Origin of the sequence: Streptococcus sp. 27098_8_76 (assembly GCF_041432315.1) — a bacterium.
Lineage (GTDB): Bacteria > Bacillota > Bacilli > Lactobacillales > Streptococcaceae > Streptococcus.
The window spans coordinates 1-16,280 of the sequence record NZ_JAPVZI010000010.1 but is presented as its reverse complement, the minus strand read 5'-3'; the positions used below and the strand labels follow the sequence as shown (position 1 = coordinate 16,280).

Annotated in this window: 12 protein-coding genes, 1 tRNA gene and 1 rRNA gene; 10 read left to right on the top strand and 4 right to left on the bottom strand. The window is 42.1% G+C overall.

The features are described from left to right. Positions 1-40: 40 nt before the first annotated feature. From galU to argS, 4 genes are all read right to left on the bottom strand, one after another. The gene (galU, locus tag O3636_RS07845; protein WP_219967261.1) at positions 41-940 is read right to left on the bottom strand and encodes a UTP--glucose-1-phosphate uridylyltransferase GalU; all 900 of its coding nucleotides are present in this window, start codon (positions 938-940) and stop codon (positions 41-43) included. Positions 941-961: 21 nt separating this feature from the next. Next, entirely contained in the window at positions 962-1,978 is a 1,017-nt protein-coding gene (locus O3636_RS07840) for an NAD(P)H-dependent glycerol-3-phosphate dehydrogenase (protein ID WP_371642504.1), read from the bottom strand. A 168-nt stretch (positions 1,979-2,146) separates the two neighbouring features. Then, positions 2,147-2,392, bottom strand: a complete 246-nt coding sequence (locus tag O3636_RS07835; RefSeq protein ID WP_000084861.1) for a hypothetical protein — start codon at positions 2,390-2,392, stop codon at positions 2,147-2,149. A 387-nt stretch (positions 2,393-2,779) separates the two neighbouring features. Then, positions 2,780-4,471, bottom strand: a complete 1,692-nt coding sequence (argS, locus tag O3636_RS07830) for an arginine--tRNA ligase (protein ID WP_371642502.1) — start codon at positions 4,469-4,471, stop codon at positions 2,780-2,782. A 135-nt stretch (positions 4,472-4,606) separates the two neighbouring features. On the opposite strand from argS, the gene argR reads away from it, so the two are divergent. From argR to O3636_RS07780, 10 genes are all read left to right on the top strand, one after another. Next, entirely contained in the window at positions 4,607-5,053 is a 447-nt protein-coding gene (argR, locus tag O3636_RS07825) for an arginine repressor (protein WP_001231476.1), read from the top strand. Positions 5,054-5,103: 50 nt separating this feature from the next. Beyond that, positions 5,104-7,638, top strand: coding sequence for a DNA mismatch repair protein MutS (mutS, locus tag O3636_RS07820; RefSeq protein ID WP_371642500.1), 2,535 nt, complete (start codon positions 5,104-5,106; stop codon positions 7,636-7,638). A gap of 145 nt (positions 7,639-7,783) precedes the next feature. After that, on the top strand, positions 7,784-9,490 hold the full coding sequence (patA, locus tag O3636_RS07815) for a multidrug efflux ABC transporter subunit PatA (protein ID WP_371642498.1): 1,707 nt from the start codon (positions 7,784-7,786) through the stop codon (positions 9,488-9,490). Between the two features lies 1 nt (position 9,491). Next, positions 9,492-11,258 (top strand): multidrug efflux ABC transporter subunit PatB, encoded by a 1,767-nt coding sequence (patB, locus tag O3636_RS07810; protein ID WP_371642496.1) that lies wholly within the window; start codon positions 9,492-9,494, stop codon positions 11,256-11,258. A gap of 138 nt (positions 11,259-11,396) precedes the next feature. Beyond that, on the top strand, positions 11,397-12,086 hold the full coding sequence (locus O3636_RS07805) for a gamma-glutamyl-gamma-aminobutyrate hydrolase family protein (protein ID WP_049524749.1): 690 nt from the start codon (positions 11,397-11,399) through the stop codon (positions 12,084-12,086). Positions 12,087-12,256: 170 nt separating this feature from the next. Then, positions 12,257-13,606, top strand: a complete 1,350-nt coding sequence (locus tag O3636_RS07800; RefSeq protein ID WP_000018268.1) for a glucose-6-phosphate isomerase — start codon at positions 12,257-12,259, stop codon at positions 13,604-13,606. Positions 13,607-13,733: 127 nt separating this feature from the next. After that, entirely contained in the window at positions 13,734-15,194 is a 1,461-nt protein-coding gene (gltX, locus tag O3636_RS07795) for a glutamate--tRNA ligase (RefSeq protein ID WP_101782306.1), read from the top strand. Positions 15,195-15,207: 13 nt separating this feature from the next. Beyond that, the gene (locus O3636_RS07790) at positions 15,208-15,642 is read left to right on the top strand and encodes a cytidine deaminase (RefSeq protein ID WP_023943950.1); all 435 of its coding nucleotides are present in this window, start codon (positions 15,208-15,210) and stop codon (positions 15,640-15,642) included. A 145-nt stretch (positions 15,643-15,787) separates the two neighbouring features. Continuing rightward, a tRNA-Glu gene (locus O3636_RS07785) sits at positions 15,788-15,859 on the top strand. Between the two features lie 242 nt (positions 15,860-16,101). Beyond that, positions 16,102-16,280: ribosomal RNA gene (locus O3636_RS07780) — 16S ribosomal RNA — on the top strand; the annotation flags it as partial.

The following is a 16,280-nucleotide window of genomic DNA, read 5'->3' as shown; positions in this document are numbered from 1 at the left end:
GAAAAAAGATAAGGAATTTTTCGAACCTTATCTTTTTATGTTATTCCTTCTCAGCCAATTCTTTTCCAAGTTGGATGAGGTAATTTTTCAAGGCATCTTTGACTTGTGGGTGCTTGAGGGCGTAGTCAATAGATGTTTTCATAAAGCCAAACTTATCCCCAACGTCATAACGAGCTCCTGTAAATTCACGGGCAAAAACACGCTGTGTTTTATTGAGAGTATCGATTGCATCAGTAAGTTGGATTTCATTTCCAGCGCCAGGAGTTTGATTTTCTAAGATATCAAAAATCTCAGGTGTGAGTAGATAGCGACCGATGATTGCCAAATCACTTGGTGCATCTTCGGGAGCTGGTTTTTCAACGAAAGTTTCAACGCTATAGAGTCCATTACTTCCTTCACCCTGAGGAGCGATAACCCCGTATGATGAAACGTCTTCGTGTGGTACAGGCATGACAGCAATGGTTGATGCGTGTGTCTTTTCGTAATCATTCATCAGTTGTTTTGTCAAAGGAACGGCATTCTCATTTGTGATGTCCATAAGGTCATCACCCAGCATAACAACGAAGGGCTCATTCCCTACAAAAGCTTTGGCTTGTAGGACAGCGTCTCCAAGACCGCGAGGGTGAGTTTGGCGAATGAAATGGAGGCGCATACCAGTTGCTTCATCTACCAATTTTAACAAATCCGTTTTGCCTTTTTCCTTAAGGTTGTATTCAAGCTCAAAGTTTGAGTCAAAGTGGTCTTCAATAGAACGCTTTGATTTACCAGTGACAACCAGAATATCTTCAATACCTGATTTGAGAGCTTCTTCGACGATAAATTGGATAGTTGGTTTGTCTACAATTGGCAACATTTCTTTAGCAAGGGCCTTGGTTGCTGGTAAAAATCGAGTTCCAAGTCCAGCGGCAGGGATGACTGCCTTTCTAACTTTTGATGTCATAAAAATCCTTTCTTTAGAGGGTCAAGACCACTCATTTTCTGCTTTAAATTCATTGTTCATGATGTCATAAATGGCATCTTTAATATTGGTTCCGTGGTAAATAACTTGGTAAATGGCCTGTGTAATGGGCATATAGACTCCAAGTTCTTGCGCTAGTTCATAGGCTGCTCGAGTTGTTGAAATTCCTTCAATTACCATGCCCATATTGGCTTCGATATCAGCTAGAGACTCTCCACGACCAAGGGCATCTCCAGCTCTCCAGTTACGAGAGTGGATGGAAGTTCCCGTTACGATCAAATCTCCCACACCAGATAAGCCACTATAGGTCAATGGACTGGCACCGAGTGCTACTCCTAAGCGGGTAATTTCTGCCAAGCCTCGAGCGATGATGGCTGCCTTAGCATTGTCACCAAATCCCAAACCATGTAAAGCTCCAGCACCGACAGCAATAATATTTTTAAGAGCACCAGCAGTTTCAACTCCAATAACATCCGTATTGGTATAAAGTCGGAAGTAGTGATTACTAAAGAGTTCTTGAACGTATTGAGCTGTTTGTAAATCTTTAGAAGCAGCAGTGATTAAAGTCAGATCACGTACAATGGTCTCTTCTGCATGGCTAGGCCCTGAGACAACGATGATATCACTACGGAGCTGTTCAGGAATTTCTTCTTCAAGAATGGTTGATAATCGTTTATGGCTATCAGGTTCTAATCCCTTTGATGCGTGCATGATGATAGCCTTATGATCCAAGGTTTTTGCAACTTGTTGGGCAACAAGTCGTGTCACTTTTGTTGGGACAACAAACAAAATCGCATCTACATCCTTCAATGCTTCCGCTAAGTCGGTGTAGGCAATGATATTTTCATCTAGAACGACATCTTTAAAGTAGTGCTTGTTAGTATGATAGGTATTAATTTCATTAATTTGCTCGGGAAGATTTCCCCAAATACGTACCTCGTGTCCATTGTCATTTAAGACTTGTGAAAGGGCAGTTCCCCAAGAACCAGGCCCCAAGACGGCGATGGTTTGTTTTTCCATGTTTTCCTCCTTGATAGAGTTCTCTTTTTATTTTATCACATTCTAGGGGATTTTGCACTTGCATTGCTGGGGAGTGGTGGCTTTGTTACTTCAAAAATACACAAAAACCGAGACGAAGTGATAAACTCTTAGTCTCGGTTTTGATATTCCTTAAAAGAATAGCTAGGTTTATTTCAATTGATCTGTAATGTCTTTTGATAGCAACATTCCCAGATGATAAGTTTTATTGATGTAAGCAATGACATCATTAATATTTTCAGTCGTTTGAATTTTCTCTTTGATGTCAGCCCTAAATGTTTCATCCTTCAAAAGTTGTTCTTGGTAGAGCCTTTGAAGTCTCTCCTTCTCGTACTTATTGAGCAGAAAAAGGAATACCAAGCTAATTACAACGAGGATATAAGCATATTGGCTCATAGGATATCTCCCTGTATGATAAAAAAATAGTAGTGAATAAATCGATTTAGTGGATCTAAAATAGCAGAACAAGTCAGCAAAACTTGATAAGGTTTTTGATAGACTGTCAGTGAAGCGATTAGGCAAATCGCCATAGTTACGACGTCATGGTCTCTAAATCGATTATATTTAGAGACCATGACTAGTGAAGCAGTTGGCTAGTCCGCATATAAGCGGCTAGCGTCCAACAATTAGGAACTTTAGTTCCAATAACTTTAAGATTACGACGTTTTAGGACATAAATCGATCATATTTATGTCCTAAAACTAGTGAAGCGCCTAGCCAAATCTCTGATAGGATTTGGCGTTAGTTACTTAGATTGCTTTGCAATCAAGTAACTTTGGCGATTTACATCTTCTCTGGCGTTTCTACTCCGAGCAAGCGAAGGGCTTCTTTGAGAACGACTGCGGTTGCGTAGCTGAGAGCTAGACGGCTGTCGCGTTCTGGGTTTTCATCCAAGATGCGCGTATGTGCATAGTATTTGTTAAAGGCTTGAGCCAGGCTAATTGCAAATTTAGCAATGATAGAAGGTTCAAAGTTATCCGCCGCACGGTTGATAATACGTGGGAAGTCTTGGATGAGTTTGATGATTTCCCAGCTTTCAGTATCATTCAAGCTATAGTTGTCGGCTGTTTCTGGTTTGAAGTCTGCTTTACGTAAGATAGATTGGATACGAGCGTAGGCATATTGAACATAAGGACCAGTTTCCCCCTCGAAGGATACCATAGCCTCTAGGTCGAAATCGTATCCATTTGTACGGTCAGTTTTGAGGTCATAGAATTTAATGGCTCCTACCCCGACAGCATGGGCGACCTGATCTTTATTTTCAAGTTCAGGATTTTTAGCTTCGATTTGAGCCTTGGCACGGCTAACAGCCTCTGCAACAGTAGGCTCTAGCAAGATGACATTCCCTTTACGAGTAGAGAGTTTCTTCCCTTCTTTTGTAACCAAACCAAAAGGAACATGAGTAATGTCTTCACTCCAGTCGTAGCCCATTTCTTTCAAGACAGCTTTGAGCTGTTTAAAGTGGGCAGATTGTTCTTGACCAACAACGTAGATAGATTTAGCAAATTGGTATTCGTTTTTACGGTAAAGAGCTGCAGCCAAGTCACGTGTGATATAGAGAGTTGCACCATCAGATTTTTTGATAAGGGCTGGATGTTCAATTCCATATTTCTCAAGATTCACAACTTGGGCACCTTCTGATTCAACAAGAAGGCCTTTTTCAGAAAGAATGTCTACAACTGCATCCATCTTATCGTTGTAGAAGGCTTCTCCATTGTAGCTGTCAAATTCGACTTGCAATTCATTGTAAAGGCGGTTAAATTCCACCAAACTTTCATCACGGAACCATTGCCAAAGTGCGAGAGCTTCCTCGTCTCCATTTTCAAGTTTACGGAACCATTCGCGTGCTTCTTCATCCAAGCTAGGGTCATTTTCAGCTTCAGCGTTGATGCGGACATAGAGTTTAAGAAGTTCATCGATTGGATGAGCTTTTACAGCTTCTTCATCGCCCCATTTTTTGTAGGCAACAATCAACATCCCAAACTGTTTACCCCAGTCTCCCAAATGGTTGACCTTGACCGTTTGATAACCGATTTTTTGGAAAATATGTGACAAGCTATCTCCGATAACAGTTGAGCGTAGGTGACCAATAGAGAATGGTTTAGCGATATTGGGACTAGACATGTCGATAACAACATTTTCTTGTTTGCCAATAGTTTGGTCAGCATAGTGTTCTTTTTCAGTGATAACCGCTTGCAACACTTGAGCAGAAATGGCAGATTTATCAAGGAAAAAGTTAACGTAAGGTCCTGTTGCGACAACCTTTTCAAAGGCTTGGCTATTAATTTTTTCAGCCAGTTCAGCCGCAATCATTTGAGGTGCTTTACGTTCGACTTTTGCAAGTGAAAAAGCAGGGAAAGCGATGTCTCCCATTTCTGAGTTTTTAGGGGTTTCCAGTAAATTTAAAATAGCCTCTTGGTCCAGGCTATCAATGATGCTAGCCAATTCGCTAGCAATCAATTCTTTTGTATTCATTAAGAGCTCCTTTTTGGACTTTTCTACTATTTTATCACAATTTTAAAGAAAGAAGAAAAAATTTTTGAAATCTCCTATTTTTTTGGTATAATATAGTTATAAAAATAGTTATAAATATTCACATAAGAGGATTTTATGAGAAAAAGAGATCGTCATCAGTTAATAAAAAAAATGATTACTGAGGAGAAATTAAGTACACAAAAAGAAATTCAAGATCGGTTGGAGGCGCATAATGTTTTTGTGACGCAGACAACCCTGTCTCGTGATTTGCGCGAAATCGGCTTGACCAAGGTCAAGAAAAATGATATGGTGTATTATGTACTAGCAAATGAGACAGAAAAGATTGATTTGGTGGAATTTTTGTCTCATCATTTAGAAGGTGTTGCAAGAGCAGAGTTTACCTTGGTGCTTCATACCAAACTGGGAGAAGCTTCTGTCTTGGCAAATATTGTAGATGCAAACAAGGATGAATGGATTTTAGGAACAGTTGCTGGTGCCAATACCTTATTGGTCATTTGTCGAGACCAGCACGTTGCCAAACTCATGGAAGATCGTTTGCTAGATTTGATGAAAGATAAGTAAGGTCTTGGGAGTTGCTCTCAAGACTTATTTTTGACAAGGAGAGACGGAAAATGGCGACAGAAAAGCTATCACCCGGCATGCAACAGTATGTGGATATTAAAAAGCAATATCCAGATGCTTTTTTGCTCTTTCGGATGGGTGATTTTTATGAATTGTTTTATGAGGATGCGGTCAATGCTGCGCAGATTCTGGAAATTTCCTTAACGAGTCGCAACAAGAATGCGGACAATCCGATTCCTATGGCGGGTGTTCCCTATCATTCTGCCCAACAGTACATTGATGTGTTAATTGAGCAGGGATATAAGGTAGCTATCGCAGAGCAGATGGAAGATCCTAAGCAAGCGGTTGGGGTTGTTAAACGAGAGGTTGTTCAGGTCATTACACCCGGGACAGTAGTCGATAGCACTAAGCCGGACAGTCAGAACAATTTCTTGGTAGCCGTAGATCGTGATGGCAGTCGATTTGGGCTAGCATACATGGATCTGGTGACCGGTGACTTTTATGTGACAGGTCTATTGGATTTCACGCTGGTTTGTGGGGAAATTCGTAATCTCAAGGCTCGAGAAGTGGTGCTGGGTTATGATTTGTCTGAGGAAGAGGAACAAATCCTTAGTCGTCAGATGAATCTGGTACTTTCCTATGAAAAAGAAGGCTTTGAAGACCTTCATTTACTGGATTCACGATTAGCAGCTGTGGAGCAAGCGGCATCTAGTAAGTTGCTCCAGTATGTCCATCGAACCCAGATGAGGGAATTGAACCACCTCAAACCTGTTATCCGCTATGAAATCAAGGATTTCTTGCAGATGGATTATGCGACCAAGGCTAGTCTGGATCTGGTTGAGAATGCTCGGTCAGGCAAGAAGCAAGGCAGTCTTTTCTGGCTTTTGGATGAAACCAAAACAGCTATGGGTATGCGGCTCTTGCGGTCTTGGATTCATCGTCCCCTGATTGATAAGGAACGAATCGTCCAACGCCAAAAAGTGGTGCAGGTCTTTCTCGACCATTTCTTTGAGCGTAGTGATTTGACAGACAGTCTCAAGGGTGTTTATGACATTGAGCGCTTGGCTAGTCGTGTTTCTTTTGGAAAAACCAATCCCAAGGATCTCTTGCAGTTGGCGACCACCTTATCTAGTGTGCCACGGATTCGTGCGATTTTAGAAGGAATGGAGCAACCTGCTCTAGCTTATCTCATCGAACAACTGGATGGAATCCCTGAGTTGGAGAGTTTGATTAGTGCGGCGATTGCTCCTGAAGCTCCCCATGTGATTACAGAAGGTGGCATTATCCGGACTGGATTTGATGAGACTTTAGACAAGTACCGTCGTGTGCTCAGAGAAGGGACTGGTTGGATTGCTGAGATTGAGGCTAAGGAGCGAGAAAACTCTGGTATCAGCACGCTTAAGATTGACTACAATAAAAAGGATGGCTACTATTTCCATGTGACCAATTCGCAACTGGGAAATGTGCCTGCTCACTTTTTCCGCAAGGCGACGCTGAAAAACTCAGAACGCTTTGGAACCGAAGAATTAGCGCGTATCGAGGGAGATATGCTGGAGGCGCGTGAGAAGTCAGCCAATCTAGAGTACGAAATCTTTATGCGTATCCGTGAAGAGGTCAGCAAGTACATCCAGCGTTTACAAGCTCTAGCCCAAGGAATTGCGACGGTTGATGTTTTGCAAAGTCTAGCAGTTGTGGCTGAGACGCAGCATTTGATTCGACCAGAGTTTGGAGATGATTCGCGAATTGATATCCAGAAAGGACGCCATGCTGTCGTTGAAAAGGTCATGGGGGCTCAGACCTATATTCCAAATACGATTCAGATGGCAGAAGACACCAGTATCCAATTGATTACAGGGCCCAACATGAGTGGGAAGTCAACTTATATGCGTCAGTTAGCCATGACGGCGATAATGGCCCAGATGGGTTCTTATGTGCCGGCAGAAAGTGCCCATTTACCGATTTTTGATGCGATTTTTACCCGTATCGGAGCAGCCGATGACTTGGTTTCAGGTCAATCAACCTTCATGGTGGAGATGATGGAGGCCAACAATGCCATTTCGCATGCAACAAAGAATTCCTTGATTCTCTTTGATGAGTTAGGTCGTGGAACTGCAACTTATGATGGTATGGCTCTTGCTCAGTCTATCATCGAATACATTCATGAGCATATCGGAGCCAAGACCCTCTTTGCGACCCACTACCATGAGTTGACTAGTCTAGAGTCCAGCCTGGAACACTTGATCAATGTTCACGTGGCAACCTTGGAGCAGGATGGGCAGGTCACCTTCCTTCACAAGATTGAACCAGGGCCAGCCGATAAATCCTATGGTATCCATGTTGCCAAGATTGCTGGCTTGCCAGCAGACCTTTTAGCAAGGGCGGATAAGATTTTGACTCAGTTAGAGAGTCAGGGTACAGAAAGTCCTGCTCCAATGAGGCAAACAAGTGCTGTCACTGAACAGATTTCACTCTTTGACGCGCCAGCAGACCATCCTATCCTAGCAGAATTAGCTAAACTGGATGTTTACAATATGACACCTATGCAGGCTATGAATGTCTTGGTCGAGTTAAAACAAAAATTATAAAGAATGAATTACTTGTCATTCTAGCTATATCAAGGGGACTTCTTTGACAATCCCTCACTTTTTTGCTAGAATAACATCACACAAACAGAATGAGAAGGAGCTGACACATTGTCGCTCCCTTTTGTCTATTTTTTAAGGAGAAAGTATGCTAATTCAGAAAATAAAAACCTACAAGTGGCAGGCCTTAGCTTCGCTTCTGATGACAGGCTTGATGGTTGCTAGTTCACTTCTGCAACCGCGTTATCTGCAGGAAGTGTTAGACGCCCTCCTTGCTGGGAAATATGAAGCTATTTATAGTATCGGGGCTTGGTTGATTGGTGTGGCCTTGGTCGGTTTGGTTGCTGGTGGGCTTAATGTTATCCTTGCAGCCTATATTGCCCAAGGAGTTTCATCTGACCTTCGGGAGGATGCCTTCCGTAAAATCCAAACCTTTTCTTATGCCAATATTGAACAATTTAATGCGGGAAATCTAGTTGTTCGAATGACAAATGATATCAACCAGATTCAGAACGTCGTCATGATGACCTTCCAAATTCTGTTCAGACTTCCCCTCTTGTTCATCGGTTCGTTTATCCTTGCGGTTCAAACCCTTCCTTCTCTATGGTGGGTGATTGTTCTCATGGTGGTCTTGATTTTTGGTTTGACTGCTGTCATGATGGGGATGATGGGTCCTCGTTTTGCCAAGTTTCAAACCCTTCTTGAGCGCATCAATGCCATTGCCAAGGAAAATTTGCGTGGCGTTCGTGTGGTCAAGTCCTTTGTCCAAGAAAAAGAGCAATTTGATAAGTTTACGGAGGTTTCAGACGAGTTACTCGGTCAAAACCTTTACATTGGTTATGCCTTTTCAGTAGTGGAACCTTTCATGATGTTGGTCGGTTATGGGGCGGTATTCCTCTCTATTTGGCTAGTTGCAGGGATGGTTCAGTCGGATCCGTCAGTTGTTGGCTCCATTGCTTCCTTTGTCAATTACCTAAGCCAGATTATCTTTACCATTGTCATGGTTGGATTTTTGGGGAATTCTGTCAGTCGTGCCATGATTTCTATGCGTCGTATTCGAGAAATTCTGGACGCAGAGCCAGCCATGACTTTCAAGGATGTCCCAGATGAAGAGTTGGTCGGAAGTCTTAGCTTTGAAAATGTGACCTTTACCTATCCAATGGACAAGGAACCGATGCTGAAAGATGTGAGCTTTACTATTGAACCTGGTCAAATGGTTGGTGTCGTTGGAGCGACTGGTGCAGGAAAATCAACCTTGGCTCAATTGATTCCACGTCTCTTTGACCCGCAGGAAGGGGCCATCAAAATTGGAGGCAAGGATATTCGAGAAGTGAGTGAAGGGACCCTGCGTCAAACAGTTTCTATCGTTCTCCAACGTGCCATTCTCTTCAGTGGAACGATTGCAGATAACCTGAGACAGGGCAAAGGAGATGCTACTCTATTTGAAATGGAGCGCGCAGCCAATATTGCCCAAGCCAGTGAATTCATTCATCGTATGGAGAAAACCTTTGAAAGTCCAGTTGAGGAACGGGGAACCAACTTCTCAGGTGGGCAAAAGCAAAGGATGTCGATTGCGCGTGGGATTGTCAGCAATCCACGTATTCTGATTTTTGACGATTCGACCTCGGCATTGGATGCTAAGTCAGAGCGCCTAGTGCAAGAAGCCTTGAATAAGGACTTGAAGGGAACAACAACCATTATCATCGCGCAAAAGATTAGCTCGGTTGTTCATGCGGATAAAATCTTGGTTCTAGATCAAGGGCGATTGATTGGTCAAGGGACGCATGCAGACTTGGTTGCCAACAATGCCGTTTACCGTGAAATCTACGAAACACAGAAAGGAAAGGAGGAGTAAAATGAAGACAGTTCAATTTTTTTGGAATTATTTTAAAGCCTATAAGCTATCATTTGTAGTTGTCATCTTGATGATTGTTCTGGCAACTCTTGCCCAAGCCCTCTTTCCGGTCTTTTCTGGACAAGCAGTGACGCAGCTAGCCAATTTAGTTCAAGCTTATCAAGATGGCAATCCAGAACTTGTTTGGCAAAGCCTATCAGGAATCATGGTCAATCTTGGCCTGCTGGTTTTGGTTCTCTTTATCTCCAGTGTCATATACATGTGTCTCATGACGCGCGTGATTGCAGAGTCGACCAACGAGATGCGCAAAGGCCTCTTCGGTAAGCTTGCTCGCTTGACGGTTTCTTTCTTTGACCGCCGACAAGATGGCGATATCCTGTCTCGTTTTACCAGTGATTTGGATAATATCCTTCAAGCTTTTAACGAGAGCTTGATTCAGGTCATGAGCAATATTGTTTTATACATTGGTCTGATTCTTGTCATGTTTTCGAGAAATGTGACGCTGGCTCTTATCACTATTGCCAGCACACCAGTTGCCTTCCTCATGCTGATTTTTATTGTAAAAATGGCACGCAAATACACCAACCTCCAGCAAAAAGAGGTAGGGAAACTCAACGCCTATATGGACGAGAGTATTTCAGGCCAAAAAGCCGTGATTGTGCAAGGAATTCAAGAGGATATGATGGCAGGATTTCTTGAACAAAATGAGCGCGTGCGCAAGGCAACCTTTAAAGGAAGGATGTTCTCAGGAATTCTTTTCCCTGTCATGAATGGGATGAGTCTGGTCAACACAGCCATCGTTATCTTTGCTGGTTCAGCTGTACTTTTGAATGATAAGTCTATTGAAACAAGTACCGCCCTAGGTTTGATTGTTATGTTTGCCCAATTTTCACAGCAGTACTACCAGCCTATTATCCAAGTTGCAGCTAGTTGGGGAAGCCTTCAGTTAGCCTTTACTGGGGCTGAACGGATTCAGGAAATGTTTGACGCAGAGGAAGAAATCCGACCTGAAAAGGCTCCAATCTTCACTCAGTTGCAAGAAGGTGTTGAAATCAGTCATATTGATTTCTCGTATTTGCCTGATAAACCTATTTTGAAAGATGTCAGCATTTCCGCTCCGAAAGGACAGATGACCGCGGTTGTTGGGCCGACGGGTTCAGGAAAAACCACTATTATGAACCTCATCAATCGCTTTTATGATGTTGATGCTGGTGGTATTTATTTTGATGGGAAAGACATTCGTGACTATGACTTAGATAGTCTTAGAAGCAAGGTGGGGATTGTCTTGCAGGATTCGGTCTTGTTTAGTGGAACGATCCGAGACAATATTCGTTTCGGTGTGCCAGATGCTAGTCAAGAAATGGTTGAGGCAGCAGCCAAAGCAACCCACATTCACGACTATATCGAAAGCTTACCTGATAAATACGATACTCTTATAGATGATGACCAGAGCATCTTCTCAACTGGGCAAAAGCAATTGATTTCTATCGCTCGAACCCTGATGACAGATCCAGAAGTTCTCATTCTAGATGAAGCCACTTCAAACGTAGATACGGTGACAGAAAGTAAAATTCAGCATGCCATGGAGGCGGTCGTAGCGGGTAGAACCAGTTTTGTCATTGCCCATCGTTTGAAGACCATCCTCAATGCAGATCAGATTATTGTCCTTAAAGATGGAGAAGTCATTGAACGCGGTAACCACCATGAACTTTTGAAACTTGGTGGCTTCTATTCAGAACTCTATCACAATCAATTTGTTTTTGAATAAGAAAGAAGTTGTCCTATGTGGGCAGCTTTTTCTTGTCCATAAAAAATTTTTATCACAGCCTTTAAAAAAACATATTAGACGAAAGGCGTTTTGAGTGATATGATAGGACTATCGTTAATATTCGAAAGGAGAGACATAATGGCTAGAACGGTTGTAGGAGTTGCTGCAAATCTATGTCCCGTAGACGCAGAAGGCAAAAACATTCATTCATCTGTATCTTGTAGATTCGCAGAGAGCATTCGTCAAGTCGGTGGTCTCCCTCTAGTTATTCCTGTTGGTGATGAGTCAGTTGTACGCGATTATGTAGAAATGATAGATAAACTTATCTTGACAGGTGGGCAAAATGTCCATCCTCAGTTTTATGGAGAGAAAAAGACCATCGAGAGCGATGATTACAATCTAGTGCGTGATGAGTTTGAATTGGCCCTCTTGAAAGAAGCGCTTCGTCAGAATAAACCAATTATGGCAATCTGTCGCGGTGTTCAACTTGTCAATGTTGCCTTTGGTGGAACCCTCAATCAAGAAATCGAAGGTCACTGGCAAGGACTACCTTTCGGAACATCTCACTCTATTGAGACAGTGGAGGGAAGCGTGGTGGCTAAGCTATTTGGGAAAGAAAGTCAGGTCAACTCCGTCCATCGTCAAAGCATTAAAGATTTGGCACCTAATTTCCGTGTAACTGCTATTGATCCAAGAGACCAGACCATCGAAGCGATTGAGTCTATCGATGAGCACCGCATTATCGGTTTGCAGTGGCATCCAGAGTTTCTGGTTAATGAAGAGAATGGTAATTTAGAATTATTTGAGTATTTATTGAATGAACTGTAACGACTGGGACATCTGGTCGTTCTTTCTTTTATTTTTTCAAAATTTTTGGAATGTGGGATTTTTACGCAAACGTTTGAATTCTGATAAAAATTGGAGAAATTCGACAAAAAAACTTGAAAAAAACGAAGGTAAGCGTTATGATAGAAAAGAAGAAATATTGGAGGAATAACATGTCACATATTAAATTTGATTATTCAAAAGTTTTAGACAAATTTGTTGCACCACATGAAGTGGAATACATGCAATCACAAGTAACAGCAGCAGATGAATTGATCCGTAAAGGAACTGGTGCTGGTAGCGACTTTTTGGGATGGTTGGACCTTCCTGAAAACTACGACCGCGAAGAATTTGACCGTATCTTGAAAGCTGCTGAGCAAATCAAATCAGACAGCGATGTCTTGGTTGTAATCGGTATCGGTGGATCTTACCTTGGTGCCAAAGCAGCAATCGACTTCTTGAACCACCACTTTGCTAACTTGCAAACAAAAGAAGAACGCAAAGCTCCACAAATCCTTTACGCAGGAAACTCAATCTCATCTACTTACCTTGCTGACTTGGTAGAGTATGTTGCAGACAAAGACTTCTCAGTAAACGTGATTTCTAAATCAGGTACAACAACTGAACCAGCTATCGCTTTCCGTGTCTTCAAAGAACTTTTGGTTAAGAAATACGGTCAAGAAGAAGCTAACAAACGTATCTATGCAACAACTGACCGCCAAAAAGGTGCTGTTAAGGTTGAAGCAGACGCTAACGGTTGGGAAACATTTGTTGTTCCAGATGACATTGGTGGACGCTTCTCAGTATTGACAGCTGTTGGTTTGCTTCCAATCGCAGCATCAGGAGCTGACATCAAAGCCCTCATGGAAGGTGCGAACGCAGCTCGCAAAGACTACACTTCAGACAAAATCTCTGAAAACGAAGCTTACCAATACGCAGCAGTTCGTAACATCCTTTACCGTAAAGGCTATGCAACTGAAATCTTGGTAAACTATGAGCCATCACTTCAGTACTTCTCAGAGTGGTGGAAACAATTGGCTGGTGAATCAGAAGGGAAAGACCAAAAAGGTATCTACCCAACTTCAGCCAACTTCTCAACTGACTTGCACTCACTTGGTCAATTTATCCAAGAAGGAACTCGTATCATGTTTGAAACAGTTGTCCGTGTTGACAAACCTCGTAAAAACGTGATTATCCCTAGCTTGGAAGAAGACCTTGATGGACTTGGTTACCTTCAAGGAAAAGACGTTGACTTTGTAAACAAAAAAGCGACTGATGGTGTTCTTCTTGCCCACACAGATGGTGATGTACCAAACATGTACGTGACTCTTCCAGAGCAAGACGCTTTCACTCTTGGTTACACAATCTACTTCTTCGAATTGGCTATCGCTCTTTCAGGTTACTTGAATGCTATCAACCCATTTGACCAACCAGGTGTTGAAGCTTACAAACGTAACATGTTTGCCCTTCTTGGAAAACCAGGATTTGAAGAATTGAGCAAAGAACTTAACGCACGTCTATAATAGAAGAAAAGAGTGGTTTGTCCACTCTTTTTACTCTCTTTATCCATAGAAATTGGACTCAGCCAAGACTTGTGATATAATATAGAGAGCAAAAAGGCAGACGCCTAGAGACTTTATAGGAGAAACTATGTCAAAAGATATCCGCGTACGTTACGCACCAAGTCCAACAGGACTACTACACATCGGGAATGCCCGTACAGCATTGTTCAACTACCTTTACGCACGTCATCATGGTGGAACTTTTATTATCCGTATTGAAGATACTGACCGTAAACGTCATGTCGAGGATGGGGAACGTTCACAGCTTGAAAACCTTCGTTGGTTAGGTATGGATTGGGATGAAAGCCCAGAAACACATGAAAATTACCGCCAGTCTGAGCGTTTGGACTTGTATCAAAAATACATCGACCAACTATTAGCTGAAGGAAAAGCCTACAAATCTTACGTTACAGAAGAAGAGTTGGCAGCTGAACGCGAACGCCAAGAAGCAGCTGGCGAAACACCACGCTACATCAATGAATACCTTGGTATGAGTGAAGAAGAAAAAGCAGCTTACATCGCAGAACGTGAAGCAGCAGGGATCATCCCAACGGTTCGTTTGGCGGTCAATGAGTCAGGTATCTACAAGTGGCATGATATGGTCAAAGGTGATATCGAATTTGAAGGTGGCAATATCGGTGGTGACTGGGTTATCCAAAAGAAAGACGGTTACCCAACTTACAACTTTGCTGTTGTTATCGATGACCACGATATGCAAATCTCTCACGTAATCCGTGGAGATGACCATATTGCTAATACACCAAAACAGCTCATGGTTTATGAAGCACTTGGTTGGGAAGCTCCAGAGTTCGGTCACATGACCTTGATTATCAACTCTGAGACTGGTAAGAAGTTATCTAAACGTGATACTAATACACTTCAATTTATCGAAGATTACCGAAAGAAAGGTTACCTTCCAGAAGCAGTCTTTAACTTTATCGCCCTTCTTGGTTGGAACCCAGGTGGCGAAGATGAGATTTTCTCTCGTGAAGAATTGATTAAACTTTTCGATGAAAATCGCCTCAGCAAGTCTCCAGCAGCCTTTGACCAGAAAAAACTAGACTGGATGAGCAATGATTATATCAAGAATGCAGACCTAGAAACTATCTTTGAAATGGCAAAACCATTCCTAGAAGAAGCAGGCCGTTTAACAGACAAGGCTGAAAAATTAGTTGATCTCTATAAACCACAAATGAAATCAGTAGATGAGATTATCCCATTGACAGATCTCTTCTTCTCAGATTTCCCAGAATTGACCGAAGCAGAGCGCGAAGTCATGGCAGGTGAAACAGTCCCAACAGTTCTTGAAGCCTTCAAAGCAAAACTTGAAGCAATGACAGATGATGAATTTGTGACAGAAAATATCTTCCCACAAATTAAAGCAGTCCAAAAAGAAACAGGTATCAAAGGGAAAAATCTCTTCATGCCAATTCGTATTGCTGTTTCAGGTGAAATGCATGGTCCAGAGTTACCAGATACGATCTTCTTGTTAGGCCGTGAAAAATCAATCCAGCATATCGAAAATATGTTGAAGGAAATCTCTAAGTAAGAAGGGTACAATAATGGACATCTGGGAAAAGATGTACGAAGAAGCACAGAAGCTATACGATCCACATGAAGTATCTGATTTTGTTTACGCTAACCATGTTGTGGCCGCAGTAGAAGCAGAAGATGGACAAATATTTACAGGTTTCTGTATGGAGGGAACCTGTGGTGTTTTCCATCTCTGCGCAGAACGGGCAGCTCTCTTCAATATGTACCAATTTTCAGGACAAACTAAGGTTAAAAAAGTATTAGCCTTTCGAGACAAACCACCTTATGGTGGAAGTTCAGGAATGCCCTGTGGAGCTTGCAGAGAATTCCTATTAGAGTTGAACGCTGAAAATAAAGATGCAGAATTCATGATGGACTATAATATAAGAAAAACAGTTAAAGTCGCAGAACTAATGCCCTATTGGTGGGGAGAAGAACGTGCTTCTAAGTTTAATGAACAATAGAAGAGTCAGTACAATTCTGGCTCTTTTTACTATAATTTGAAAAACTGTACTTGAAAAGAATTGAAAAATTTGTAAAAAGTTTAAAAAAGGTGTTGACAAAGTTTGAAAAGTCGGTATAATAGTAAGAGTTGAAAATAACAACTCTGGTCCGTTGGTCAAGGGGTTAAGACACCGCCTTTTCACGGCGGTAACACGGGTTCGAATCCCGTACGGACTATGGTATGTTGCGGTTGAAACACTTGATGAAAAAAAGTTTAAAAAAGTTTCAAAAAAGTGTTGACAAGCGAAAGCGACTGTGATATACTAATATAGTTGTCACTTGAGAGAAGCGAGTGACAAAGACCTTTGAAAACTGAACAAGACGAACCAATGTGCAGGGTACTACAACTAAGGTTGTAGTACTGAACAATGAAAAAACAATAAATCTGTCAGTGACAGAAATGAGTGAGAACTCAAACTTTTAATGAGAGTTTGATCCTGGCTCAGGACGAACGCTGGCGGCGTGCCTAATACATGCAAGTAGAACGCTGAAGGAGGAGCTTGCTTCTCTGGATGAGTTGCGAACGGGTGAGTAACGCGTAGGTAACCTGCCTGGTAGCGGGGGATAACTATTGGAAACGATAGCTAATACCGCATAA